The sequence below is a fragment of the Olleya sp. UBA1516 genome (genome assembly GCF_002323495.1).
GTDB lineage: Bacteria > Bacteroidota > Bacteroidia > Flavobacteriales > Flavobacteriaceae > Olleya.
Genome location: NZ_DCQO01000001.1, coordinates 42671 through 66253 on the forward strand (window position 1 = coordinate 42671; position 23583 = coordinate 66253).

The 23583-nt window shown below is 31.5% G+C and carries 26 protein-coding genes; 11 read left to right on the forward strand and 15 right to left on the reverse strand.

Annotated features, from left to right (window positions below):
- Nucleotides 1–19 precede the first annotated feature (19 nt).
- Nucleotides 20–535, reverse strand: a complete 516-nt coding sequence (locus B2989_RS00165) for an RNA polymerase sigma factor (RefSeq protein WP_028283817.1) — start codon at nt 533–535, stop codon at nt 20–22.
- A gap of 333 nt (nt 536–868) precedes the next feature.
- Here B2989_RS00165 and B2989_RS00170 point away from each other — a divergent pair, with 333 nt between their 5' ends.
- The 4 genes from B2989_RS00170 (at nt 869) to B2989_RS00185 (ending at nt 4165) form a co-directional block, all read left to right on the forward strand.
- Entirely contained in the window at nt 869–1927 is a 1059-nt protein-coding gene (locus B2989_RS00170; RefSeq protein ID WP_292942361.1) for a hypothetical protein, read from the forward strand.
- A gap of 89 nt (nt 1928–2016) precedes the next feature.
- Nucleotides 2017–2775, forward strand: a complete 759-nt coding sequence (locus B2989_RS00175) for a membrane metalloprotease (protein ID WP_292942364.1) — start codon at nt 2017–2019, stop codon at nt 2773–2775.
- Nucleotides 2776–2812: 37 nt separating this feature from the next.
- Nucleotides 2813–3403: a porin family protein gene (locus tag B2989_RS00180; RefSeq protein ID WP_292942367.1), complete on the forward strand. Its 591-nt coding sequence runs from the start codon at nt 2813–2815 to the stop codon at nt 3401–3403.
- 264 nt (nt 3404–3667) lie between these two features.
- Nucleotides 3668–4165 carry a fasciclin domain-containing protein gene (locus B2989_RS00185; RefSeq protein WP_414692203.1) on the forward strand — a complete coding sequence of 166 codons (498 nt, stop codon included), beginning with the start codon at nt 3668–3670 and terminating at the stop codon, nt 4163–4165.
- A 109-nt stretch (nt 4166–4274) separates the two neighbouring features.
- Here B2989_RS00185 and B2989_RS00190 read toward each other — a convergent pair whose 3' ends face one another.
- Nucleotides 4275–4820, reverse strand: coding sequence for a CIA30 family protein (locus B2989_RS00190; RefSeq protein ID WP_292942373.1), 546 nt, complete (start codon nt 4818–4820; stop codon nt 4275–4277).
- Between the two features lie 126 nt (nt 4821–4946).
- On the opposite strand from B2989_RS00190, the gene B2989_RS00195 reads away from it, so the two are divergent.
- The 3 genes from B2989_RS00195 to B2989_RS00205 are packed head-to-tail and all read left to right on the forward strand — an operon-like array spanning nt 4947 to nt 8146.
- A complete protein-coding gene (locus B2989_RS00195; protein WP_145001004.1) occupies nt 4947–5546 on the forward strand; it encodes a SprT-like domain-containing protein in 600 nt (199 codons plus the stop codon).
- A gap of 26 nt (nt 5547–5572) precedes the next feature.
- Nucleotides 5573–6655: a mannose-1-phosphate guanylyltransferase gene (locus B2989_RS00200; RefSeq protein ID WP_292942378.1), complete on the forward strand. Its 1083-nt coding sequence runs from the start codon at nt 5573–5575 to the stop codon at nt 6653–6655.
- A 9-nt stretch (nt 6656–6664) separates the two neighbouring features.
- Nucleotides 6665–8146, forward strand: coding sequence for a DUF389 domain-containing protein (locus B2989_RS00205; RefSeq protein WP_145001000.1), 1482 nt, complete (start codon nt 6665–6667; stop codon nt 8144–8146).
- A gap of 87 nt (nt 8147–8233) precedes the next feature.
- On the opposite strand, the gene B2989_RS00210 is transcribed toward B2989_RS00205, so the two are convergent.
- Nucleotides 8234–9001: an ABC transporter ATP-binding protein gene (locus B2989_RS00210; protein ID WP_292942382.1), complete on the reverse strand. Its 768-nt coding sequence runs from the start codon at nt 8999–9001 to the stop codon at nt 8234–8236.
- Nucleotides 8998–9738 (reverse strand): MlaE family ABC transporter permease, encoded by a 741-nt coding sequence (locus B2989_RS00215; protein ID WP_028283826.1) that lies wholly within the window; start codon nt 9736–9738, stop codon nt 8998–9000. Before B2989_RS00215 ends, B2989_RS00210 begins: the two co-directional genes overlap by 4 nt.
- 110 nt (nt 9739–9848) lie before the next feature.
- Here B2989_RS00215 and pafA point away from each other — a divergent pair, with 110 nt between their 5' ends.
- Nucleotides 9849–11504: an alkaline phosphatase PafA gene (gene pafA, locus B2989_RS00220; protein ID WP_292942386.1), complete on the forward strand. Its 1656-nt coding sequence runs from the start codon at nt 9849–9851 to the stop codon at nt 11502–11504.
- Here pafA and B2989_RS00225 read toward each other — a convergent pair.
- From B2989_RS00225 to rsfS, 7 genes are all read right to left on the reverse strand, one after another.
- On the reverse strand, nt 11501–11848 hold the full coding sequence (locus B2989_RS00225) for an SdpI family protein (protein ID WP_292942389.1): 348 nt from the start codon (nt 11846–11848) through the stop codon (nt 11501–11503). The genes pafA and B2989_RS00225 overlap by 4 nt on opposite strands.
- A gap of 7 nt (nt 11849–11855) precedes the next feature.
- Nucleotides 11856–12122, reverse strand: coding sequence for an acyl-CoA-binding protein (locus tag B2989_RS00230; RefSeq protein ID WP_145000992.1), 267 nt, complete (start codon nt 12120–12122; stop codon nt 11856–11858).
- Nucleotides 12123–12126: 4 nt separating this feature from the next.
- Nucleotides 12127–12777 carry a phosphatidylserine decarboxylase family protein gene (locus B2989_RS00235; protein ID WP_292942392.1) on the reverse strand — a complete coding sequence of 217 codons (651 nt, stop codon included), beginning with the start codon at nt 12775–12777 and terminating at the stop codon, nt 12127–12129.
- Complete coding sequence (locus tag B2989_RS00240; protein WP_145000989.1) at nt 12767–13588, reverse strand: phosphatidate cytidylyltransferase; 822 nt, start codon at nt 13586–13588, stop codon at nt 12767–12769. Before B2989_RS00240 ends, B2989_RS00235 begins: the two co-directional genes overlap by 11 nt.
- Nucleotides 13589–13592: 4 nt before the next feature.
- Nucleotides 13593–14201 carry an LUD domain-containing protein gene (locus tag B2989_RS00245; RefSeq protein ID WP_145000988.1) on the reverse strand — a complete coding sequence of 203 codons (609 nt, stop codon included), beginning with the start codon at nt 14199–14201 and terminating at the stop codon, nt 13593–13595.
- 111 nt (nt 14202–14312) lie between these two features.
- A complete protein-coding gene (gene ftsH / locus B2989_RS00250; RefSeq protein ID WP_292942398.1) occupies nt 14313–16277 on the reverse strand; it encodes an ATP-dependent zinc metalloprotease FtsH in 1965 nt (654 codons plus the stop codon).
- Nucleotides 16278–16286: 9 nt separating this feature from the next.
- A complete protein-coding gene (rsfS, locus tag B2989_RS00255) occupies nt 16287–16658 on the reverse strand; it encodes a ribosome silencing factor (protein ID WP_028283834.1) in 372 nt (123 codons plus the stop codon).
- A gap of 95 nt (nt 16659–16753) precedes the next feature.
- On the opposite strand from rsfS, the gene B2989_RS00260 reads away from it, so the two are divergent.
- Nucleotides 16754–17479, forward strand: coding sequence for a biotin--[acetyl-CoA-carboxylase] ligase (locus tag B2989_RS00260; RefSeq protein ID WP_292942404.1), 726 nt, complete (start codon nt 16754–16756; stop codon nt 17477–17479).
- On the opposite strand, the gene B2989_RS00265 is transcribed toward B2989_RS00260, so the two are convergent.
- Nucleotides 17463–17870 (reverse strand): SRPBCC family protein, encoded by a 408-nt coding sequence (locus tag B2989_RS00265; RefSeq protein WP_292942407.1) that lies wholly within the window; start codon nt 17868–17870, stop codon nt 17463–17465. The genes B2989_RS00260 and B2989_RS00265 overlap by 17 nt on opposite strands.
- 59 nt (nt 17871–17929) lie before the next feature.
- On the reverse strand, nt 17930–18574 hold the full coding sequence (pyrE, locus tag B2989_RS00270; protein WP_145000980.1) for an orotate phosphoribosyltransferase: 645 nt from the start codon (nt 18572–18574) through the stop codon (nt 17930–17932).
- A 120-nt stretch (nt 18575–18694) separates the two neighbouring features.
- Here pyrE and B2989_RS00275 point away from each other — a divergent pair, with 120 nt between their 5' ends.
- Together B2989_RS00275 and B2989_RS00280 are read left to right on the forward strand one after the other, a co-directional pair.
- Nucleotides 18695–19276: an NUDIX hydrolase gene (locus B2989_RS00275; RefSeq protein ID WP_145000978.1), complete on the forward strand. Its 582-nt coding sequence runs from the start codon at nt 18695–18697 to the stop codon at nt 19274–19276.
- Between the two features lie 168 nt (nt 19277–19444).
- Nucleotides 19445–21616, forward strand: coding sequence for a T9SS type A sorting domain-containing protein (locus B2989_RS00280; protein ID WP_292942414.1), 2172 nt, complete (start codon nt 19445–19447; stop codon nt 21614–21616).
- A gap of 56 nt (nt 21617–21672) precedes the next feature.
- Here the strand turns inward: B2989_RS00280 and B2989_RS00285 are convergent, their stop codons facing one another.
- On the reverse strand, nt 21673–22347 hold the full coding sequence (locus tag B2989_RS00285) for an N-formylglutamate amidohydrolase (protein ID WP_292942417.1): 675 nt from the start codon (nt 22345–22347) through the stop codon (nt 21673–21675).
- A 1-nt stretch (nt 22348) separates the two neighbouring features.
- Nucleotides 22349–23581 (reverse strand): glutamate-cysteine ligase family protein, encoded by a 1233-nt coding sequence (locus tag B2989_RS00290; protein ID WP_292942420.1) that lies wholly within the window; start codon nt 23579–23581, stop codon nt 22349–22351.
- Nucleotides 23582–23583 lie beyond the last annotated feature (2 nt).

A 23583-nucleotide genomic window follows, 5' to 3' on the forward strand; every position in this document is an offset into this window, starting at 1 on the left:
TCTTGTTTACCCTACTTGATTAAATATTCTGTATATGTTGCTTCAAAGTTTTTAAAGCAATTGACATGCGTTTTTCGACTGCTTTTTGTGAAATGTCTAATAAAGTAGCAATCTCGCGATACTTTTTGCCTTCAATTCTATTTAATAAAAAAACTTCACGCTGTCCATCTGTTAATAATGCAATTGCATTTTGCAGTTTTGTTTTAAATTCTTCTTCTTCTAATAAATATTCTGGACTTTGATTGTCTGTATCTAAATAAGGTGCAGCTTTAGCATAATCCATAACCACTTTATTATGTTTTATGGTGTTTAAAAACATATTGTTAATGGATGTAAATAAATACGTCTTAGCCTTGTCAAAATTTATTTTAGCACAATTTTCCCAAATTTTTGAAAATGCATCTTGTACCAAATCTAGGCTTTTTGCAGAATCACCACATTTATAAAATGCAAAATTACTTGCAGATTGTAAGTGCTTGACATAAAAATCACTAAAGTTTTTTTCCTCACAAAGGTTGTTTGTATTCTCAATCATAAACCAATTTTAGCTTTTAAATAGGTTAGGCTAAATATAATGTTTGCGTAAAAGTAGGGTAAAAATATTTTGTGTTGTCTTATTGGCAGAACAATCTAAAATAGTAAACATGGACACCGAAAAACTAATAACCATCATTGAAACAATTTTAATAATCATCTTGTTAACAAGCTTTACCGCTTTAATTTATATAATTAATCACTTATTTGAAATTTTAAAGTAGGGTAAAATAAAATCCAGTTGTCTTACCCATAGAATGGCGAAAAAATAGCTTTCAAAAAGAAAATAATTTCATTAACAAAAGAAAAATTAACTTTACAAACATTTAAAATTATGAAAAACTTAAAATTTATTACAGCCTTATTTTTAACTTCATTAATGACACTAACATCTTGTCAAGATGAAATTGATGATGAAAGTGGGAACAATCCAAACACTAATACTTCAAATTCTCAAACCGCTAGTAATTTAGAGCGTACCTCAATGTACGATGGATCTTTTGATGATTTTTTAGATGGGACGTCGTGTTCATCAATACTTTTGCCAGTAACTGCAACCGTAAACGGAACGCAGGTTACTATTATTAGTCAAGCTGATTATCAACAAGTGATTGATATTTTAGCGCAATTTAATACAGATGAAGATACTGTGGAGCTTCAGTTTCCAATAACAATTACCCTAAGTAATTATACCCAAGTTGTTGTTGAAAATCAATCAACATATGATGGTTTTATTGATGCATGTCAAACAGTAACAGCAGCAGGAGATGACGCAATTACTTGTTTAGATATTGATTTTCCAATAACCTTATTAACGTATAGTTTAAGTTTAGAACAAACTGGGAGCGTTGTATTAGAAACCGAACAGCAGTTATATGCGTATATAAGTGACTTTAGTGATGATCAATTATTTGCTATAAATTATCCAATTACAGCTACTGTCGATGCTAGTGGTAATCAGGCAATAATATTCAATAGCGACGCAGAATTACAAGCAGCAATTTCTGATTGTTTAAATGAGCAAGGCGTTGAGGAGCAAGCAGCTGAAGATGCTGATGCTTTAGAGACTATTTTGGTGGATGGATTGTTTCAGATAGAGTCGGTTATTAACGCAGGTGTTGATACTGCGTCAGATTATGCTGAGTTTACTATAGATTTTGCAAACGACTTATCTGTAGTAGCAGTCAATACGGTTAATGTAACTGTACAAGATGTACAAGGGACTTATCAGGTAGCTTCTCAAACAGAAGTGTTTTTAGATTTAACCTTTACAGGGAATGTTACATTTAATGTATTAAATCAAAATTGGGCTGTGACAAGCTTTAATAACACGACCATATCATTACAAAGTACGACCAATGCAGCATTAACATTAGTATTAACACAAATATAAGTTAGTACAGCGCAGTTTTGTATGCCTTTTGCAAAACAGCTATTTTAATACGATAGCTGTTTTGTTTAATTATTAAAAAGATTAAAAAGATGAAGTATTTAAGCGTAATAATATTGTTGGTATTAATGTCATGTAGTAGCGACGATTCGCAAAATGATGCATTAAACAATACACAAGCAAATAAGTTAAATGTTGGTGCATCTGCTAATGATTTATTATCTGATACTACGTTTTCTAGTCTTGTTGTTGAGGTAGTGTATGTCGAAGGATTTGAGCCTTCTCAAACAGCAATATCTAATTTTGTTTCTTTTTTGGAAAACAGAACCTATAAGCCTAATGGAATTACGGTACAAAAACGAGCAATCTCGCCTCCTGGTTTAACGCCATATACAAATCAAGAGATAATAGCTATAGAAGATGCTAATAGATTATTGTTTAATAATAGTAATCAAATAGCAGTTTGGGCTTTTTTTGCGGATGGTGCTTCTGCTAACAATACAGATTCAGGAGTTGTTTTGGGTACTGCTTATAGAAATACATCGTTTGTAATTTATCAAGAGACAATTCAACAATTAACTTCTGGCACAATAACAAATACAACACCTATATTAGAATCTACGGTCATTACGCATGAGTTTGGACACATTTTAGGATTAACCAACTTAGGTACGCCTTTGCAAACTAATCATGAAGATTTAGAGCATCCAAAGCATTGTAATATTGAGTCTTGCTTAATGTATTGGAAAGCAGAAAATGGTAATGGAGCAATGTCTATGATTTCCGGAGGATCCATACCACAATTGGATGCGCAATGTATTGCTGACCTTCAGGCTAATGGAGGAAAATAATTTTTAAACAACTTAACACTTACTTAAATTATTAATTATGAAAAAACTATGTTTAACACTAGCACTAAGTTTTGGAGCTTTATTTTTAGTAAATGCACAAGACGATATAAAGTCTAAGTCTAATGGAGGAATTAAAGGTGGTTATAATCTAGCATCAGTACAATACGATGGTAATGAAGAAACTGGTCAAAGAAGCGGTTTTCATGTAGGATTATATGGCGAATCTTATTTAAGCAATTTTGCAGCTATTCAAATTGAAGTGATGTACTCGCAGCAAGGTTATGAACTAGAAACTAATGGTGGGACGTTTACACAAAAACTGAATTATATTAATGTGCCATTATCTTTAAAACTATATCCTGTAAGTACCTTTTACTTAGAGGCTGGACCACAAATAGGTTATGCTATCTCACATAAAGAAACGTATGATGCTAACTTTGATTTATTTGATACATCACAAGAGTTTGAGCCTAATAGCTTTGATTATGGTGTAAATTTTGGATTAGGATTTAAATCGGATGCTAATGTTAGCTTAGGTGTGCGCTACCATTTAGGTCTTGGAGATATTTACGATGATGGATCACCAAAAAACAGAGTATGGCAGTTTTCGTTAGGCTTTGGTTTTTAGCGATTTAGCATTGTGTTATTTAACCGAAATTGGAATATTCAGTTTCGGTTTTTTTTAGACCGAATTTATTTTGTTTAACAAATTTAACTAAACTTTAAACAAAAATAATAGTTTTATTTATTGTCTGGTTTTATCTTTGGGTAAACAAAAAAAAACAAAACTATGAAAACTAAAAATGTATTAATGGCTTTTACAGTAGTAGGGCTAATTGGTTTAAATTCTTGTAAAGAAGCACCAAAGAATGTAGAAAATCAGTCAAAAGAAATGGCGCTTAACACAACAGACAGTTCGCCAATAGCAGTGCAAACACAAGATAATGATAATATTGTTGGAGTAGCTGTTGGAAATGAAAACTTTACAACCCTTGTTGCAGCAGTAAAAGCAGCAGATTTAGTAGAAACCTTAAGTGGTAAAGGTCCATTTACAGTATTTGCACCTACAAATGATGCTTTTAATAAATTGCCAGAAGGCACAGTAGAAATATTATTGAAGCCTGAGAATAAAAAAATGTTAACAGCAGTTTTAACGTATCATGTTGTAGCAGGAAAATTTAATGCATCAGCAGTAGTTGAGGCTATAAAAGCAAACAACGGAAAATTTACTGTTGCTACAGTACAAGGAGGATCATTAACAGCGTCTTTAGAAGATGGAGATGTTGTATTAATGGATGAAAAAGGAAACACATCTAAAGTTATTATGGCAGATGTTGCAGCTTCAAATGGAGTAATTCACGCAATAGATGCAGTAGTGATGCCTAAGTAATTTTTTTTAGGTTGTTTAATGATGGGAAATCGCTTTCAAGAAATTGGAAGCGGTTTCTTTTTGTATCATAATTAAAAACTTAATGGTCTATAGGTAAAAGGCTATTGTGTTATTCAAACTTGATATAATCTATTTCAATATTAAAATTACCAGCTTTTTTGTCGCTAATAATTAATGCAATATTATAGACATCATCCAAAGCTTTTATTGGCATTGTATTTCCTATAACTTCACTTATTCTGTAATGTTTAAAATCTGATAGATTTACAGAAATGGTATCCCAATCTGTAGTTTTAGGTGTAAAGGTGTATTTATAATAAGGTATGAAGTATTGTTGACTATTTTTAAGAGATAATCCAAAAGTACGATCTGTACTATTACTTTTAAATCGCATAGTCATTGTTTTACAGTCACTTAATGCACCTGCAGTAATTAACGTGCGGATACTTGCAAATCCACCATTGTTTTCTAGACTAACTTCGCCATTAAATACAATGCTGTTTTCTAATATAGTTGTTTTGGATGTGGATAATCCACCCATGACACCATCGTTAACTATACGCCAATCATCACCTGCTTTTTCTGTTCCAAAATCTATTGTTAATCCTAGGTTTGTACTCATAAATAAGGTTACTATAAAAATTAATTGTTTCATATTTAAAGATACAAAAACAAAGTAGTGTTAACTTTTTATACACTGTTAATTTGTGATATTTAATACAACTTAAATTTATTTTATCAATTCAGTTAATAATATTAATTAACTATTATTTTTGTAGTCATGCAAAACACTATTTCTCATTACATTCCAGAAGCTTCAGTCTCTAGAGTTTTACAGCTTTTAGAGCACGATCATTTGGTTGTAATGGTAAAAAAAGAAAGAAAAACAAGGCATGGTGATTACCGTAGATTACCAAATGGAAAACATCAAATTACGGTAAATGGAAGTTTAAATAAATATCGATTTTTGATAACGTTAATACATGAGATAGCCCATTTAGAAGCGTTTTCTAAATTTGGCAGACATATAAAACCACATGGAGCAGAGTGGAAGCGTACCTTCCAACATTTAATGCTGCCTTTTATTAATCCTCAGGTGTTTCCGGAGTCCATTTTGCCTGTAGTTGCAAAACATTTTATAAATCCAAAAGCGTCTAGCGACACAGATGTGCAACTCGCCTTAGCTTTAAAGCTATTGGACGCTCCAAATAATAAAAGCTTTATATTTGAAGTACCTTTACATCAGACTTTTAAAATACACAATGGACGTGTGTTTAAAAAAGGAGCAAAAAGACGCACTAGACATGAGTGTGTCGAGGTAAAAACAGGTAAAACCTATTTGTTTAATGCCAATGCTGAGGTAGAAATTTTAAATAATTAAGTTAAGCTTAATACAATAACAAGGACATGCAGAATAAAAATTATTACGCAATATTAATGGCAGGTGGAGTTGGTTCACGTTTTTGGCCAGTAAGTACAGAGGAGTTTCCTAAGCAGTTTCATGACATGTTAGGGACAGGAGATACGCTGATCCAAAAAACATTTAGCCGACTAAGTAAACTAATACCTAAAGAAAATATTTTCATTTTAACTAACGAAAAATATAACGACTTAGTCTTAGAGCAACTTCCGGAAGTAACCCTACGTCAAGTTGTGTTGGAGCCAGCTATGCGTAATACAGCACCTTGTATTTTGTATGCAAGTTTAAAAATACAAAAGGAAAATCCTGACGCAATAATGATTGTAGCACCAAGTGATCATTGGATTGAAGACGAAGTTGCTTTTACTACAAATGTCAAGCAAGCATTTACCTATTGTCAGGATAACGATGCCTTAATGACATTAGGTGTTACGCCTACATTTCCAAATACAGGATATGGTTATATTGAAACAGGAACTGCATCTGAGGATAATATAAGTCCTGTAGTGCAGTTTAGAGAAAAACCTAATTATGAAACTGCAAAACAATTTTTGTCAAAAGGTAACTTTCTATGGAATGCAGGTATATTTATGTGGTCTGCAACAAGTGTAATAAAAGCTTTTGAGAGTAGTCAGCCAGAATTATTTGACTTGTTTAAAACAGGTATGGTTACTTATAATACGGAATTTGAAGATGATTTTATAAGAGATAATTATCCTAAAGCAGAAAATATTTCTGTGGATTATGCCATCATGGAATCCTCTACTAATGTATACGTAATTCCAGCAACTTTTGATTGGAATGATTTAGGAACTTGGGGAAGTTTATACGATAAATTAGATAAAGACCAGAACAATAACGCTGTAGTCAATGCAAAAACCTTAACGGAAGATGCTTCAGGAAATATGATACGAACTAAAGCGGATAAAGTTGTTGTTGTCGATGGATTGAATGATTATATTATTGTAGATAAGGACGAAGTTTTACTTATCTTTCCGAAGTCAAAAGAACAAGATATTAAAAAAGTACTTCAAAAAGTAAAAGACAATTTTGGAGAGCATTACGGATAGGTTTTAACTATGGAACAAAACAACGAGCCTAAAGAGAATAAGTTTAATTTCTCTAATGAAGAGAAACAAAACGAAGCGGTTAATCAAAAAAAGGAAGCAGTAAAAAAAGATGCTGAAGGCCTATTTAAAAGTATAAAAACCTTTCTTCAAGAATTACTTGATTTTAGAGACGATACTGACAGAGATGCCACTATCGAAGCTATTAAAGCAGACATCCCTTTTAAAGGTGCTACTGCATGGATTTTAATTTGCTCAATATTTGTAGCCTCTATTGGTTTAAATGCTAATAGTACTGCTGTGGTAATTGGAGCTATGTTAATTTCGCCATTAATGGGACCAATTTTAGGTGTAGGTCTATCTATTGCAATTAATGATATTGATACGCTTAAGCGATCGCTAATAAATTTAGCGATTATGATCGTATTAAGTTTGTTAACAGCCTTTTTGTTTTTTAGATTTTTTCCATTAAGTGAAGATACTTCAGAGTTACTAGGTCGTGTACAACCAGATATACGTGATGTTTTAATAGCCTTTTTTGGAGGTTTAGCTTTAATTATTGCACGTACTAAACGTGGGACTATTGCTTCTGTAATTTTTGGAGTAGCTATCGCAACTGCTTTAATGCCACCTTTATGTACAGCAGGTTATGGATTAGCCAAAGGTAATTGGACTTACTTTGGTCAAGCTATGTATTTGTTTACCATTAATACAATATTTATTGCTTTAGCAACATTTTTAGTACTTAAAATTTTACGTTTTCCAATGCTTAAATATGCTAATTCTGCTAAGCGTAAACGTACTGCAAGAATTGCCTCTTTAGTAGCTATTATTGTAATGATTCCTGCTATGTTCACGTTTTTAAGTGTGTTAAGAGAAAGTCAATTTAAAGTAGATGCTAAAGACTTTATTACCAATGAGCTTAAGTCCTTACCTAACGCAAGTTATATCCAAAAATATGCGACGCCTAATTACACGCCAAATGGTGACTCTAACATTGAGTTAACAACATTTGGAACAGATGTAATTTCAGATGACATGAAGCATTTTTTAGAAAATAGATTACAAGAGTATACGTACTTAAAAAATTCTAAATTATTAATTAATCAAACTAAAAACAGAGAGATTAATAATCTAGAATATATGGAAGAGTTACGCACAAGAGACTCTTTAGACTTAATGACTCAGCAACAAAAAATTACATTTTTAGAAGAAAAAGTAAAAGAGTTATCTAAGCTAGAGCGTGGTTATATTCCTTTTGAAGAATTATCTAAAGAGGTGAATATTAATTATGAAAATATTGAATCCTTATCTTATGCTAGTGTTGTAAACTCTAATTTTAAAAGCATTGACACGTTAGCTGTTTTTACTGTTAAATGGAATGACACTATAGTAGACGCTAATCAATTGTCTAAAGAGAAAGATAAGTTATATCGTTGGTTAAAGCTAAAGCTGAAACTAGACACCTTGGTTGTTAAGCAAACTAATAACTAAAATCACATATAGCAATAAGTTTAGCTATTAATTTAGTTGAAAATATATTTTTCGGAGAAGTTAGTTTGACTTTAAATAATAGAGTGTTTAACTACGTTCCTCTAGGTACATTTGACGTACTTTTTTAAACAATTCTGAAGAGTATACAAAGTCTGTAACCGCTTCATTATCTGTTTTAAAAATGTCGTATCGAGACCCTTCCCATTCTTTTAAACCATTTTTAAGAAAAATAATTTTTTCTCCAATTTGCATAACTGAGTTCATGTCATGCGAGTTAATTACAGTTGTAATCTGATATTCTTCAGTGATTTCTTTAATTAAGTCGTCAATAACAATCGATGTTTTTGGATCTAACCCAGAATTAGGTTCGTCACAAAATAAATATTTTGGCTTATTTACAATCGCACGTGCAATTGCAACACGTTTTTGCATACCTCCAGAGGCTTCACTTGGTTTTTTATTATGTGCATCTCCAAGATTAACTCTTTTTAAAACAAAGTTTACACGATCTTCCATTTCGCTTTTACTTTGTTTGGTAAACATTTTTAGAGGAAACATAACGTTTTCGGCAATAGTCATAGAGTCAAACAACGCGCTTCCTTGAAACACCATACCAATATCAGCTCTAATATCACGTTTTTCGTCTTCGCTTAATTTAGCAAAGATTTTACCATCGTATGCAATACTACCTTCTTCGTAATCAAAAAGACCTAAAAGGCATTTTAAAAATACGGTTTTACCAGAACCACTTTGCCCAATAATAAGGTTAGTTTTTCCTTTTTCAAAAGTAGTAGTAACGCCTTTTAAAATATGCGCATCTCCAAACGATTTGTGTAGATTTTTTACTTCTATCATTGACTTAGCAGGAGTTGAGTTAATATATAGTTTAAAAGGATAATCATGACACTAGTCCAAACAAAAGAGGTTGTACTAGCTTTACCAACTTCCAATGCGCCACCTTTCATGTAATATCCATGGTATGATGGTACTGTGGCTAATATAAAGGCAAATAGTAATGTTTTAATAAAGGCATAAGCCATATGAAAAGGCTTAAAATCAAGTTGTATTCCTTCAATATAATCTGGCATTGTAGCGTAACCACCATAAACACAAGCAGCTAATCCACCCATGATGCCTAAAAACATGGATATTGAAATTACAAAAGGATACAGTGTTAATGCTATAAATTTAGGAAACACTAAATAGTTTAAACTGTTTATTCCCATAACTTCTAAAGCATCAATTTGCTCTGTCACACGCATTGTACCAATGCTAGAAGTAATAAAAGAGCCTACTTTACCAGCCATAATTATGGACATAAAAGTTGGTGCAAACTCTAAAATAATAGATTGTCTAGTTGCAAATCCAACTAAGTTTTTTGGGATTAATGGGTTGTCAATATTTAAAGCAGTTTGTATGGTAACAACACCACCAACAAAAAATGATATAAAGGCAACGATACCTAAAGATCCGATAATTAAATCGTCTATATCTTTAAGTATTAATTTTTTCATTACAGACCACTTTGTGGGCTTTCGAAACATTTCGACAACCATTAAAAAGTAGGTTCCAATATAGTGTAGGTAATTCATTAGTTATTTGTTACTGCTAAAATATAAAATTATAGCAGGTATTTAATGTTAATTTCAAATTAGATGTTTTAAAAGCTGTATTTTTGGGATTCAAAATTAAATTTGTCACAATGAGAGCTATTCTATCGTTATTTATTATTTGTTTTCTTCTTAGTTGCCAGTCACAAAAAAGCACTATAACATCAAACAGTACTAAGTTAAATTCGCAACCAAAGTTAGTGGTTGGAATTGTAGTAGACCAGATGAGATACGATTATTTAACTAGATTTTATAATAAGTATGGAGATGGTGGATTTAAACGATTAATAAACGACGGTTTTAATTGTAAAAATAATCACTTTAATTACGTACCAACTTATACTGGACCAGGACATGCTTCAATATTTACAGGTACTACGCCAAAAACTCACGGTATTATTTCTAATAATTGGTATGACAAAGTATCTGATAGTTATGTTTACTGTGCAGGTGATACTTTGGTACAGCCTGTAGGGACTTTAAATAATGCAGGTCAAATGTCTCCACATAGACTTAAAACCACAACTTTTGCGGACGAAAACAGATTATTTACGCAAATGAAAGGTAAAACTATTGGGATTTCGGTAAAGGATAGAGGTGCCATCTTGCCAGCAGGACATACAGCAAATGCTGCTTATTGGTTTCATGGTGCAGATGAAGGTCGTTTTATAACTAGTACTTTTTATTTAAATACGTTACCTAGTTGGGTACAAGATTTTAATAATACAGCTGCTGCTGAAAGTTATTTAAAGGAGTGGAATACATTATATGACATAAATACGTATACTGAAAGTGGAAGCGATTTAAATGCTTTTGAAGGCGGTTTTAAAGGAAAAGACACAGCAACGTTTCCTTATGATTTAAAGGCTTTAAGTAAAGAGAATAGAGGTTATGACATTATTAAAGCAACACCTTACGGAAACAGTATTGTAGCAGATTTTGCAATTGCAGCTATTGATGGTGAACAGTTAGGTAAAGATAATATTACAGATGTGCTAACCGTTAGTTTTTCTAGTACAGATTACGTAGGACATAATTTTGGTGTTAATAGTAAAGAAGTAGAAGATACTTACATTAGGTTAGATAAAGATATACAGCGCATCTTAGAAGCATTAGATGCAAAAGTTGGAGAGGGTAATTACACCTTGTTTTTATCGTCAGATCATGGAGCTGTTGAGGTACCTGCTTATCTAGAGTCAGTAAAAATTCCTTCAGGATATTTTGATACAGATGCGTTTAAAACTAACTTAAATGAAACTACCATTTTAAATTATAAAGTGGAAAATTTAATTAAAAACATAAGTAATAACCAAATATTTTTGGATAGAGCATTGATTAAAAGCTATGGTTTAAATTTAGCTAGTGTGCAACAAGAAATTGTAAATACAATAATAGACTATCCTCATATTTCAAAAGCTTATACAGCAACTAGTATGACTACTACCGAGTTTTCTGGAGGTGTTGAAAGCTTGTTGCAAAATGGATTTAATCAAAAACGTTCTGGAGATGTCTTATTTGTTCTAGATCCAGCAGTAATAAGTTATAGTAAAACGGGATCTACACATGGATCTGCTTTAAACTATGATACGCATATTCCATTACTGTTTTTTGGAAAAGGAATAAAAACAGGAAGCACAATGCAACATACTAATATTCCTGACATAGCACCAACAATGTCTGCGTTGTTAGGGATTAGCTTTCCAAATGGAGCTACAGGGAAACCGCTTGAGTTTGTTTTAGCAAATTAATTAAACTTAGCTTTTAAAGCACGTTCGGTTTTTAACCACATAAATAGAATGGCACTAAAAATTAGTATTAAACTAATACTAATACGTGCCATTTTACTAAACTGTATGACTAAACCAATACAGCTAAATGTCATAATTAAACAGCCAGCTATAATTAATTGTACAGAGGAGTACTTTTGTGCAAAATCCCAACTATTTTGATTTTTCATGGATAAATCTGTGCGATAACCATAATACCAATTAATTTTTTTAGGAGGATAAATAAGTGTAATCACACTGGCAATAATAAAAACTATTCCAGATATAAAACTAGGTAGTAATATGCTCTCAAAGGAAGAAGGCATATCTATTTTATTTTCGGTATAAAAAGTAATTGTTGACTAACTCTATATAGGTTTCTTTAGCTTCGTCAGTAGTAATATCTTTAATTTGAAAAAGAGCATTTGTTTTAAAAGCGTTAATTATAGGCTTTTTGCTACTAGGTCTTTCGTAGTTGTTAGTAGCTTTTTTGTAATAAGCGTACAATCGAAGCAAGAAATCTGCAGGGAAAGGTTCTGTATGTGCGTTAATGCGGTCCACAGCATCTTCAAAAGTTTTATTTAATTCCTCTGTAGTCATACTATTAAATTTCGGCAATAATACTTTCGCCTCCTTTTACTTTTTGGTTTAAGGCAACCTTAATGTTAGTGTTCAAAGGTAAAAATAAATCTACTCTCGAACCAAATTTAATAAACCCAGAGTCTTCTCCTTGGTTAGCAGCGTCTCCTTCTTTAGCATAATTTACAATTCGCTTAGCTAATGCTCCAGCAATTTGTCTATATAAAACTTTACCGTATAATGGGTTATCTACCACTACTGTTGTACGTTCGTTTTCTGTGCTAGCTTTTGGATGCCAAGCTACAAGGTATTTTCCTGGATGATACTTGCTATAAGCTACTTGTCCACCAATAGGGTAGCGTGTAACATGCACGTTAATTGGAGACATAAATACACTTACTTGTAAGCGTTTTTCTTTAAAATATTCAGGTTCAAAGACTTCTTCAATAACAACTACTTTTCCATCAACAGGAGAAACGACTGTGTTGTCATTTAATACGGTTAATCTTTTTGGGTTTCTAAAAAACTGTAGAATAAGAAATAGAAAAACAAAAAGCGTGAAAAATAGTAAATATTGTAACCATTGTAATGCTACAAATTTATCAACAACAACCGCTAAAATTGCCACTAATAGAAAAGTGATTGCAATTATTTTAAAGCCTTCTTTATGAAACATATTTTAAAATTCTTAGAAATAAATAAATAAAAGGAGCTGCAAAAATCATACTGTCAAAACGGTCCATTAAACCTCCATGTCCTGGCATGATTACACCACTGTCCTTTACGTTTGCTTGGCGTTTAAATTTGGATTCTATTAAGTCTCCAAGTGTGCCAAATACACTAATTATAATGCTTAAAATTAACCAATTAGTAAAGGTCAAAGTTTCTGTAAATATATGAATAAAATAGCTGGCAATTGAAGCGAAAAATAGTCCGCCTAAAAAGCCTTCAACCGTTTTTTTAGGTGATATACTTGGAAACAGTTTTTGTTTTCCAAAGTTTTTACCAACCAAATAAGCAAAGGTATCGTTAATCCAAACCAATATAAAGGATCCTAAAATGTACTCTGGTGTAAACGATCCTTTGTGGTTAGCTATTAATACTAAAAACACAAAACCACTAGTTAAATAAAAGGTGGTAATTATAAAACGTTTTGAGCTAAATAGCGGAATTTTCTTTTCGGAAAATAAATCCTTTATTAAAATTAATTGCACAAAAATGGTAAGTACTTGTAATATTTGCGTGGCTTCATCTAGTCCTTTGTTAGAGTTCATTACAAATTGCCAATAGCCAAATACAAAATATAGAATTGTAAATATTATATAAGGTGCGACGCTTTTAAGCTGTATAAGTTTACAAAACTCTATTAAACAAATTAGCCCAAACACAAAAAACAACACGATAAATGCGTGCTGGTTTAATAATGATGCAACAAGTAAACTTACGTATAAGAATCCTGATAGCGCTCTTGTAAGGGTTTCGTTCATAAAACTAAAGGTCTTCTAAAAGCAGCAAATATAAGTTTTTTGTACTGCTTCCGTAAGATAAAAAGTCTTTTTCCTCTTGTAGCTTAAAATGTTTAATAGTTGTGATGTTAGTGGGTATTTTTACACTATTCTTATGCTTTATTTCTCTTAATCCTTCGCCTATGTTTGATATTATTTGGCTTGTAGTTGCAAATACTATAACGTTATTAGGGAATTCGTTAAGTTTTTTTTCAGCTAGCTGGTTAGAGCTAACCAATAAAGAGCCATCATTAGCTATTAGGTTTTCACAAGTGGTTATAAAATAAGTGCATTCTGATAGTTTGTCACTGATTTTAAGTTGAGAAGATTTAAATTTATCTTTCAAGTTATTGTCATAAAAATAAGCAGAATGATCTTCCCAGTTATTTTCTAGTATTATATTGTTTAAGTTGTCGTAAACTTCGTCTAAAGAGTCACAATACAGGAATTTACCACCATTTTCTTTAAAGTTTATAGTAAAACTTTCGTCAATAGGTAACTCTTCTTTAGGCATATATTTGCCTCTGTCGTCGGACTTTAGATCCTCCTTTTCTACTTGAGATTTAGAACTAAATAATTTTCTAAAAAGGCTCATTTACACTTTGCTATAATCAGAATTACGTTAATGGGAATATCAAATATAAAAAATCTTAGACTATCAAACGAGATAATCTAAGATTTTTAATACTTATTTGTGTTTTATATACTATTCCTCTTCGTTGTTGGTTGTTGCTTCTTCAATAACAAGTTTAGTTTCATGGTTATCAAATGGGCGTTTACCAAGGATTTCTTCAAGGTCATCTTTAAAAATAACTTCTCTTTCAATTAGTCTTTCTGCTAATTTTTTAAGAACATCTTTTTTAGATTCTAATAGTGTTAAAGCTCTTTGGAATTCAGTTTCAACGATATTTTTAATTTCGTTATCTATTAACTCTGCAGTCTTTTCACTATATGGTTTAACAAAGCCATTTTCTCCTGCTGGATCATAAAATGTAATGTTACCAACCTTTTCATTTAATCCATATATCATAACCATAGCTTTAGCTTTTTTGGTTACGTTTTCTAGGTCACTTAAAGCTCCAGTAGAAATTTGATCAAAGATTATTTTCTCGGCAGCACGTCCACCCATTGTAACACAAATCTCGTCTAAAAACTTGCTTGTTCTGGTAATGTAAGCTTCTTGAGGAAGGTACCATGCAGCTCCTAAACTACGACCTCTAGGTACAATAGTTACTTTTACTAATGGATCTGCGTGTTCTAAAAACCAACTTACTGTTGCGTGTCCAGCTTCGTGATAAGCAATGGTCTTTTTCTCTTCTACAGAGAATAAATTGCTTCGTTTTTCTAAACCTCCTACAATACGATCAACTGCGTCTAAAAAGTCTTGTTTTTCAACTGCTTTTTTATCTTTTCTTGCAGCAATTAAAGCTGCTTCATTACATAAATTAGCAATGTCAGCACCAGAAAATCCAGGTGTTTGTTTTGATAAAAATTCAATATCTAATCCTTCTGCCTTTTTAAGTGGTTTAAGGTGAACTTCAAAAATTGCTTTACGCTCTGTTAGGTTAGGTAAATCAACATGTATTTGTCTGTCAAATCTACCTGCACGCATTAATGCGTTGTCTAATATATCTGCTCTGTTAGTGGCAGCTAATACAATTACATTTGTATTTGTACCAAAACCATCCATTTCTGTTAATAGTTGGTTAAGTGTGTTTTCACGCTCGTCGTTACTTCCAGACATTGCGTTTTTACCTCTAGCTCTACCAATAGCATCAATCTCGTCAATAAATATTATTGCTGGAGATTTTTCTTTAGCTTGTTTAAAAAGGTCTCTTACTCTAGACGCACCAACACCAACAAACATTTCGACAAAGTCAGATCCAGATAATGAGAAGAAAGGTACTTTTGCTTCTCCTGCAACTGCTTTTGCTAATAATGTTTTACCTGTTCCTGGAGGTCCTACTAATAAGGCTCCTTTTGGTATTTTACCACCTAAGTTTGTGTATTTTGAAGGGTTTTTAAGAAAGTCTACAATTTCTTGAACTTCTTCTTTTGCACCTTCTAATCCAGCTACATCTTTAAAGGTTGTCTTAACTTCAGAGTTTTCGTCAAATAGCTTAGCTTTAGATTTTCCAATATTAAAAATCTGTCCACCAGCACCTCCACCACCTCCAGACGACATACGACGCATGATAAAAATCCAAACACCAATTAATAGGATAAATGGAAGTAAGCTAAAAAGTAATTCTCCCCAAGGATTGCTCTCTATTGTAAAGGTTACTTGTGCTTTTTTATCTTGGTCTAAATCCTTGTTGATATTCTCGATTGATTCCTGAAACAACGCTAAGTCTCCAAATTGAAATGAGTAATTTGGCATTTTTGTTGTTGATGGAAAAATAGAAGTAGGTTTAGATTTTTTGTGCACTTCCTTACTTTCAGCTTCTTTTCTTAAATAGATTTTAGCTGTTGTTTCGTTTACAATATCTACCTTTTCTACATCACCTTCTTTTAAAAATTCAAAAAACTGTGAAGGCGAGGTTTTATTTTCTGTACCAGCACTACTTCCAAAAATTTGAAGAGCAATAAAGAAAATTATAATTCCTCCATAAATCCAGTATGGACTAAATTTAGGTTTTTTAGGTGCTGCTTTTTTATTTTTATCTGCCATGTAATGTGTTTAATAGTTTGTTTCGATAACAGTAACTTTAGCATCACCCCAAAGACTTTCTATATCGTAATATTCTCTAATATGTTTTTGAAAAACGTGTACCACAACGTTAACATAATCCATAAGTATCCACTCAGCATTATCTTCTCCTTCTATATGCCAAGGCTTATCCTTAAGTGTTTTACTAACTTTTTTTTGTATGGAATTAACAATAGCGTTTACTTGAGTGTTAGAAGTACCTTCGCAAATTACGAAGTAGTCACAAACCGTATTTTCAATTTCTCTTAAATCAAGAATATTTATTTCTTTTCCTTTTACATCTTCAATACCTTCTATCACTGTAGCGATTAGGGCATCAATATTTGGTTGTTGTTTCGCCATTAATTTAATTTAAATTTGTGCAAAGTTATTATTTTTAAGTTCTTTATACTCTAAAAAAATCATAAGATTTTACAATACGAAGATAATTATTTAATATGCGTATAATCAAACTTAATGCCACCGATTCTACAAATAGGTTTCTTCGCAATCTTAGTTTGGACAGTCCAGTGCAAGATTTTACAACAATTGTGACTAGTCATCAAACAAATGGTCGTGGTCAAATGGGTACACATTGGCAATCTCAACCCTTTAAAAACCTAACGTTTAGTGTTTATAAAAAATTAAATTTGTTTCCGTTTGAGTCTCAATTTTATATTAGCATGTCTGTAGCTTTGGCTATTATTAAAGCATTAGAGCAGTTAAATATTCCGAAATTAAGCATAAAATGGCCTAACGACATTTTGTCAGCTAATCAAAAAGTGTGTGGTGTTTTGATTGAAAATGTCATAAAACAAAGCGTTATTGAATCTTCAATAATTGGTATTGGACTAAATGTAAATCAGTTAGATTTTAATGGTTTACCTCAAGCAAGCTCTTTAAAAAGTGTAACAGGAGTTAATTATGATTTAGATGAAATACTACATCTAATCCTAAAACAGCTAGAAATACAATTAGACCTTTTAGTTAAGGATACTAATAGTATAAAATCGCAATACGAATCTTATTTATTTAGAAAAGAAAAACCTTCAACATTTAAAACTGCCGAAGGTTTGTTTTCTGGTATTATAAAAGGTGTTTCGAAGCATGGTTTACTTGAGGTCTTAATAGAAGATCAAGTTTTAAAAACCTATGATTTAAAAACGATTAAGCTATTGTATTAATTGCTTGAGGCATGTTGGTAGCTAAGGTTTCAATAAATTTATTGATAGGTCCTTTTATCATCATAGCCATCATGGCATTAAATTCGCCTTCAAAAGTTAATTGTACTTCACTTTTATTAGCTTCAACTTCAGTGATATTTCCTGTTAACGAAAAATCTATTTTTCCACCAGCTGCACCTAAAACAATTTTGCTATTTGGTGTCATTTCTTTCTTTTTTAATACAATTTCTGGCATTCCTTTAAGTGCAAATAAAAATTTGTCTTCACCTAAAACTTCAAATTTACTTATGTTTTCAGGCATTAAGTTTTTAAAGTTTTTGACATCGCTTAAAAAATTAAAGGTCTCTTCTGGAGATTTATCTAAAGTTACTTTAGGGCTTTCTAGTTTCATATTTGTATTTAAGTTATTTAAAATTAATAGTATTTTATAGTGTTGCTATTAATTTAATATCAATTAACGTTCCAAACGCTTGGATTGGCATTCCAACGACCTAATGTCTCAATTTCTTTTTCAGAGATATAGTTGCTAGATGCAGCTTCCGTTAGTAAACTTTCGTAATTACTTAAGGTGTGTAAAGTGATATTTTCTTTTTCAAAATTTTCTTTTGCTACGTCAAACCCATAAGAAAATATTGCAATCATTCCTTTTACATTTACATTAGCTTCTTTTAACGCTTTGACAGCATTAAGGCTGCTTTTTCCGGTACTAATTAAATCTTCAACAACGACGACATTTTGACCACTTTCTATATGACCTTCTATTTGGTTTTTACGACCATGTCCTTTAGCTTCTGGTCTAACATATATAAAAGGTAGTCCTAAATATTCAGCCACTAACATCCCAATCCCAATAGCTCCTGTTGCAACACCTGCAATAACATCTGGTTTTCCGTAATGTTCTTCAATAAATTTACTCATTTCCTCTCTAATATAATTTCTTATTGGAGGATAGGATAGTACAACACGATTGTCACAATAGATTGGCGATTTCCAACCTGAAGCCCAAGTAAATGGATTGCTAGGTTGTAGTTTTATTGCATTTATTTGTAATAAAACTTGTGCTGTTTGTCTGGCAGTTTGCTTGTTAAAAATCATATGGCAAAAGTACAGATTTATTTAATTTTACTTAAAATTAATTTTAAAATAAATTAGCATAAAGTCTCAATGTCATTAATTTTAATATTTTTACCTATTTATAACTAGCTACTATTTTTTATGCAATGCATTTTTGTAAACGATAAGCCTATCTTTTTGACTACTAAGGTGGAAAAAGAAACTGATTTTAAAAACTTTTTACTTAAGGATGTGGATCTGGATTTAGTACTTCATACGCTGTCCAAAAAATCGATAAATTCTGTTAGATTAATTGGACATAGTGACGATAAATTATTAAAATCCTTTAAGAAAAAATTACCTAATGTAGTTGCAGGAGGTGGTAAAGTCTTTAATGATAAAGGTGAAATACTTTTTATATACAGAAATGATAAATGGGATTTGCCAAAAGGTAAAACAGAAAAAAGGGAAACTATAGAAGAAACAGCGATTAGAGAAGTCGCTGAAGAAACTGGTGTATCCAAATTAAAAATTATAAAACCGTTACCTATTACTTATCACATTTTTAAACGAAATGGTAAGTCTAAACTTAAAATTACGTATTGGTTTGAAATGCATTCTTCATTTGAAGGTAATTTATTTCCGCAATTAAACGAAGGAATAACAAAAGTAGAATGGTTGGATCAGGAGGCTGCATCTGAAGCTTTAAAAAAATCTTATGCCAATATTAAATTATTATTTTAAAACCATATTTTTTTATAAATAAAACACAGTAGTGTGTTTTGTCCTAGGTATTTAGCATTTTATCTTTTAATGGTTAATTTTATACACTTTAGCCAATATTTTACTGTAGGAGAATTCAGTTAATTATTTTCGCACTTGTAAATGTAATTAATTTAAAACCCTCACAGTATGTATACAAAATTACTTAACCGATTGGTTAATTTTAAAGCAATGCTAGTCTTATTAGCAATGACTTTTTCTTTTCAATCATTTGCCTTAGAAGACACCTATTGTGGTTCTATTGCTGGCTTTGAATTCTCTAACGGAACGACTACTACAGCAATTAGTCATAACCAATCTTATTACATAAACGATCTTCCAAATAACTTTTACGTTAACTTATTAGTTAGTGGTTACTCACAAAGTGCTAAATTTTATGTTAGAAATTTAGACACTGGACAATGTTATAACGTAAACGAAAATCATTTGCCTTATACTTTTCCAGGAGGAAATGGCGCATGGAACTATGGTTGTGGTAATTTTGAAGTTAAAGCTAAATTGTACAAATACGATAGCTGTGGGACATATTGCGACAGTGAAACTATTAGATTTACTATTACTTGTCAGCCAGAGGAAACATGTGGAGAAATTTCTGGATTTCAGTTTACAAATGGATCTCAAGATGTGACAATAACAAATAATGAAACTTATGCATTAGATGCCCTACCAAATAACTTTTATGTTGACTTATTGGTTGATGGTGCGTCGGAAAGTGCTAATTTAATATTAGTAAACCTAACAACTGGTCAAACGTTTAATGTTGGTGAAAACTATACACCTTATACAATTCCAGGAGGAAATGCAGCATGGTGTTACGGAACAGGAGACTTTAAATTAATAGGAAAAATATTTGAAAACAATTATTTTCAAGGGACTTTATGTGATGAAGAGGTTATCTATTTTACAATTGATGAAACAACGTGTAGTCAAATTGTAGGATATGAGTTTTCAAATTTTGCTGACGCAACTGTAGCGATTGTAGATGAAGCAAATTATGATCTAGATAGTCTTCCAACAGATTTTAATATCAACTTATTAACCTCTGGAGATTTAGAAAGTGCATTTTTTACTTTAACTAACTTAGATACTGGAGAGGTATTTACTAAAACAGAAAATGCAATTCCATACACTTATCCAGGTGCAACTAATTCAGTTTGGTCACATGGTTGCGGTACATTTAGAATATGCGCTAGTATTTTTCAAGAAAACTATGCTAATGGAACAGCATGTGATAACACTTGTGTAACATTTACAATTAATTGTGAAGAGCCTTGTGGTACGATTGATGCGTTTGCATTCTCAAACGGAACTGATGATTTAACAATCACTGAAGGTCAAACATATAATGTTACAGATTTACCAACAGGATTTGCAGTAGCAACTTTAATTACAGGAGCTTCTCAAAGTGTTTCTACTACAATTACTAATGTAACGACAGGTGCTTCTGTTGTAATAACAGATAACACATTACCATATTCTTATCCTACAGCAGCTGCTTGGGATTTAGAAGCAGGTTCTTACCAAATAGTAACTCAATTATTTTCAGAGGATAATGCTTCAGGTACACAATGTGATACGCAATCCATTAACTTTACTTTAGTTGATGTATTAGCTTGTCAAGCTACATTTGCAGGAACTTCAACGATATCTAGCGGATTAGCTATAATTATTCCTGGTGTTGCGTCTACTGTAACAGTCAATTTAAATAACGATGCTATTTTACCTGATGGCTATAGCTTAGCAACAGTAATTACTAAAGGAGATGATTTAACAATTGTTGGATTTAGTGAAAACTTAGTATTAGATATTCCAGAAATGGGAGGTTTTTACACAGTACATACTTTAGCTTTTGATCCAGAGACATTAGATTTAAACGATTTAGTATTGGGTACATCAACTGCTTTTGATGTTTTAGACTTAATTGAAAACAACCAAATATGCGCAGATCTTGATACTGTTGGTAGTCCATTAATGGTGATTGTAACTGGGTCTACAGACAGAAATAGTAGCATAACTGTTGATCAGGTAAAAGGTAATCAAGCTATTGAAGCACAATTATCTGCAGATATTAGATTGTTCCCTAATCCAGTTGTAACACAATTAAATATTAACGTGGATTTACTTAAAAATGAAGTCCTTAACTACGCTATGATTGATGTTAATGGTAAATTAATACTTACAGGTAAGCTATCTAATAATAGTAATACTATTAATACCTCAGATTTAGCAGCAGGTTTTTATATCCTTAAGTTAAACTCGGAAGTAAGACAACTTACTAAAAAGATAATGGTTAGAAAATAACCAATTACATTAGATAATAAAAAAACCGTTACAAATTGTAACGGTTTTTTTTATGTTTAAAAATTAATAATGCTTTGCTTTAAAACATGTTTTAGCTTTTCTGGCATTTTATTACCTATAGCAAAAGACTGATTTATTTCTACCTCAATGCCTACATAATTGTTTTTAAATTGTTGTCTTAATGCAGTTGTAAAGCCATCGGCTTTTCCTAAATAGGGATAATTAAATCTGACACGATACTCTGGATTTAAAGCTAAAATATTTTTTTTTACTTGCATTGCATATTGCTTTTCTTGAATCCTTCTAGAATCATATAAAAGACCAATGTCACAGTCTCTTATAGCATTGTTTAAAACTGGTGTAAAAGAATGAATAGAGAGATGTACGACGCTTAAATTGTTGTTTATAATTGATGCTATATACTTTGTTACAGCTTGCCTGTAGTCATTATAATACGTGTTAATTAGGCTTTGTTTTTGTTTTGTTGTCAATGTTTTTGTGTATACTGAAAACAAATTTTTATTATTAGTAGACCTATTTAATTCTATTAATAAACGACTTGTTGTACTAAAGTTTGAATAATCCGCAATAGGCTTTAAATAATTAAATACACCCAATGCACCTAAGTCATAACCTTTGTGTGTTTCTAAAACTGAAGTATCTAAAAAATAAGGTTTATATTCTAAAGGAATAGTATTGCCACCATGCTCACAAGTAATGACTAATTTCATTTTAATTTATAGGAATAAACATTTTGTTTTCCTCCAAACATGTTGCTAATTGTTTATAAACCAATTCAATATTTTTAACCGAAACATCGTGATTCAACGCGTTAACAATTCTGGTTGATAGCGTACCATGATTAAAAATGACTTCTAATGCGTTTTTATAGTCCTTAGAAATATTTTCTTTTACTAATATGTATAGTTGTTGCCACACGTTTTTAACACTAGAAGCTTGCTTTATTCCAAATAACTCAAGGTAGTCTAAGTTAGAGATATTATATACTTCACCATCTTTAATTACTGCGTTTAAAATAGAAAACAAATCCTGCTTTAACCATTTTTTTTGCTTTTTAAGACGTGTTGTATCTTCATTAACTAAAAGCTTTAAGACTTCAATTATTAATGCGCAAATAGCAATGTCAGCTTTTGGACACTCTTGAATGTCCACTAGTCTAATTTCTATAGCATTTCGGTCAAACCTTGCAATTGCACCACGACTATTTAAAAAATGATGATCTAAAATATTGTTTGTGTCATACTTTTTAATGACTTGTTTTATGGGTTCAAAAATGGTAGCGTAGTAATCCGCTTTTGTAAAAACACGCTCTGGTATAACCAGTCCAGTCATTTCTGGAATTTCTTTTTGATTGGTTTTATAATATTCTAATCTAGTGTCTTTAAATCCAGTAATTTTACCATCTAAAATAGGCGAACTTGCACATAGACCAGGAATTAAGGGTAATATTATCCTGATGGCAGCATGTAATTTTTCAAACTCTTTATCATCATAAAAGGGTAGGTTAATGTGTGTGCTTTGCACATTACTCCAACCATGACCTTTACAATCAAAAATCCTGTTGTACAACTCGTAAACTTCACTATAACTATGTTTCCATAGTTGTGTATCCTTTAAAGGATTCATCGTAGGATGAGACGCTGTAGGTAGTAGTTTTGTGTTTAAAGGTTTTAATAAACCATTTATTTCTATGATGTTTTGATGAAATGCTTCTGCAAGATTATTTAAATCATTAGTTGGTCCATTCGTTTTAATTTCAACAACATGTCCAACCAATTCATTGCTCCAAGCGATAGATCCGTTTTCGATATCAGAAGTTATTTTACCATTTTTTTTAGTAAGTAATACATCAACAATAGGAGCAACTTTAAAGCTGTTAGTGTTTACTAACATATATTCTAGCTCTATTCCGTAAACTTCAAATAAGTGATATTTTTTAGACATAA

Coding starts and splice junctions, on each gene's coding strand:
- B2989_RS00165 (WP_028283817.1), bottom strand. CDS start 535: ATGATTGAGAATACAAACAACCTTTGTGAGGAAAAAAACTTTAGTGAT.
- B2989_RS00170 (WP_292942361.1), top strand. CDS start 869: ATGAAAAACTTAAAATTTATTACAGCCTTATTTTTAACTTCATTAATG.
- B2989_RS00175 (WP_292942364.1), top strand. CDS start 2,017: ATGAAGTATTTAAGCGTAATAATATTGTTGGTATTAATGTCATGTAGT.
- B2989_RS00180 (WP_292942367.1), top strand. CDS start 2,813: ATGAAAAAACTATGTTTAACACTAGCACTAAGTTTTGGAGCTTTATTT.
- B2989_RS00185 (WP_414692203.1), top strand. CDS start 3,668: ATGGCGCTTAACACAACAGACAGTTCGCCAATAGCAGTGCAAACACAA.
- B2989_RS00190 (WP_292942373.1), bottom strand. CDS start 4,820: ATGAAACAATTAATTTTTATAGTAACCTTATTTATGAGTACAAACCTA.
- B2989_RS00195 (WP_145001004.1), top strand. CDS start 4,947: ATGCAAAACACTATTTCTCATTACATTCCAGAAGCTTCAGTCTCTAGA.
- B2989_RS00200 (WP_292942378.1), top strand. CDS start 5,573: ATGCAGAATAAAAATTATTACGCAATATTAATGGCAGGTGGAGTTGGT.
- B2989_RS00205 (WP_145001000.1), top strand. CDS start 6,665: ATGGAACAAAACAACGAGCCTAAAGAGAATAAGTTTAATTTCTCTAAT.
- B2989_RS00210 (WP_292942382.1), bottom strand. CDS start 9,001: ATGATAGAAGTAAAAAATCTACACAAATCGTTTGGAGATGCGCATATT.
- B2989_RS00215 (WP_028283826.1), bottom strand. CDS start 9,738: ATGAATTACCTACACTATATTGGAACCTACTTTTTAATGGTTGTCGAA.
- pafA (WP_292942386.1), top strand. CDS start 9,849: ATGAGAGCTATTCTATCGTTATTTATTATTTGTTTTCTTCTTAGTTGC.
- B2989_RS00225 (WP_292942389.1), bottom strand. CDS start 11,848: ATGCCTTCTTCCTTTGAGAGCATATTACTACCTAGTTTTATATCTGGA.
- B2989_RS00230 (WP_145000992.1), bottom strand. CDS start 12,122: ATGACTACAGAGGAATTAAATAAAACTTTTGAAGATGCTGTGGACCGC.
- B2989_RS00235 (WP_292942392.1), bottom strand. CDS start 12,777: ATGTTTCATAAAGAAGGCTTTAAAATAATTGCAATCACTTTTCTATTA.
- B2989_RS00240 (WP_145000989.1), bottom strand. CDS start 13,588: ATGAACGAAACCCTTACAAGAGCGCTATCAGGATTCTTATACGTAAGT.
- B2989_RS00245 (WP_145000988.1), bottom strand. CDS start 14,201: ATGAGCCTTTTTAGAAAATTATTTAGTTCTAAATCTCAAGTAGAAAAG.
- ftsH (WP_292942398.1), bottom strand. CDS start 16,277: ATGGCAGATAAAAATAAAAAAGCAGCACCTAAAAAACCTAAATTTAGT.
- rsfS (WP_028283834.1), bottom strand. CDS start 16,658: ATGGCGAAACAACAACCAAATATTGATGCCCTAATCGCTACAGTGATA.
- B2989_RS00260 (WP_292942404.1), top strand. CDS start 16,754: ATGCGTATAATCAAACTTAATGCCACCGATTCTACAAATAGGTTTCTT.
- B2989_RS00265 (WP_292942407.1), bottom strand. CDS start 17,870: ATGAAACTAGAAAGCCCTAAAGTAACTTTAGATAAATCTCCAGAAGAG.
- pyrE (WP_145000980.1), bottom strand. CDS start 18,574: ATGATTTTTAACAAGCAAACTGCCAGACAAACAGCACAAGTTTTATTA.
- B2989_RS00275 (WP_145000978.1), top strand. CDS start 18,695: ATGCAATGCATTTTTGTAAACGATAAGCCTATCTTTTTGACTACTAAG.
- B2989_RS00280 (WP_292942414.1), top strand. CDS start 19,445: ATGTATACAAAATTACTTAACCGATTGGTTAATTTTAAAGCAATGCTA.
- B2989_RS00285 (WP_292942417.1), bottom strand. CDS start 22,347: ATGAAATTAGTCATTACTTGTGAGCATGGTGGCAATACTATTCCTTTA.
- B2989_RS00290 (WP_292942420.1), bottom strand. CDS start 23,581: ATGTCTAAAAAATATCACTTATTTGAAGTTTACGGAATAGAGCTAGAA.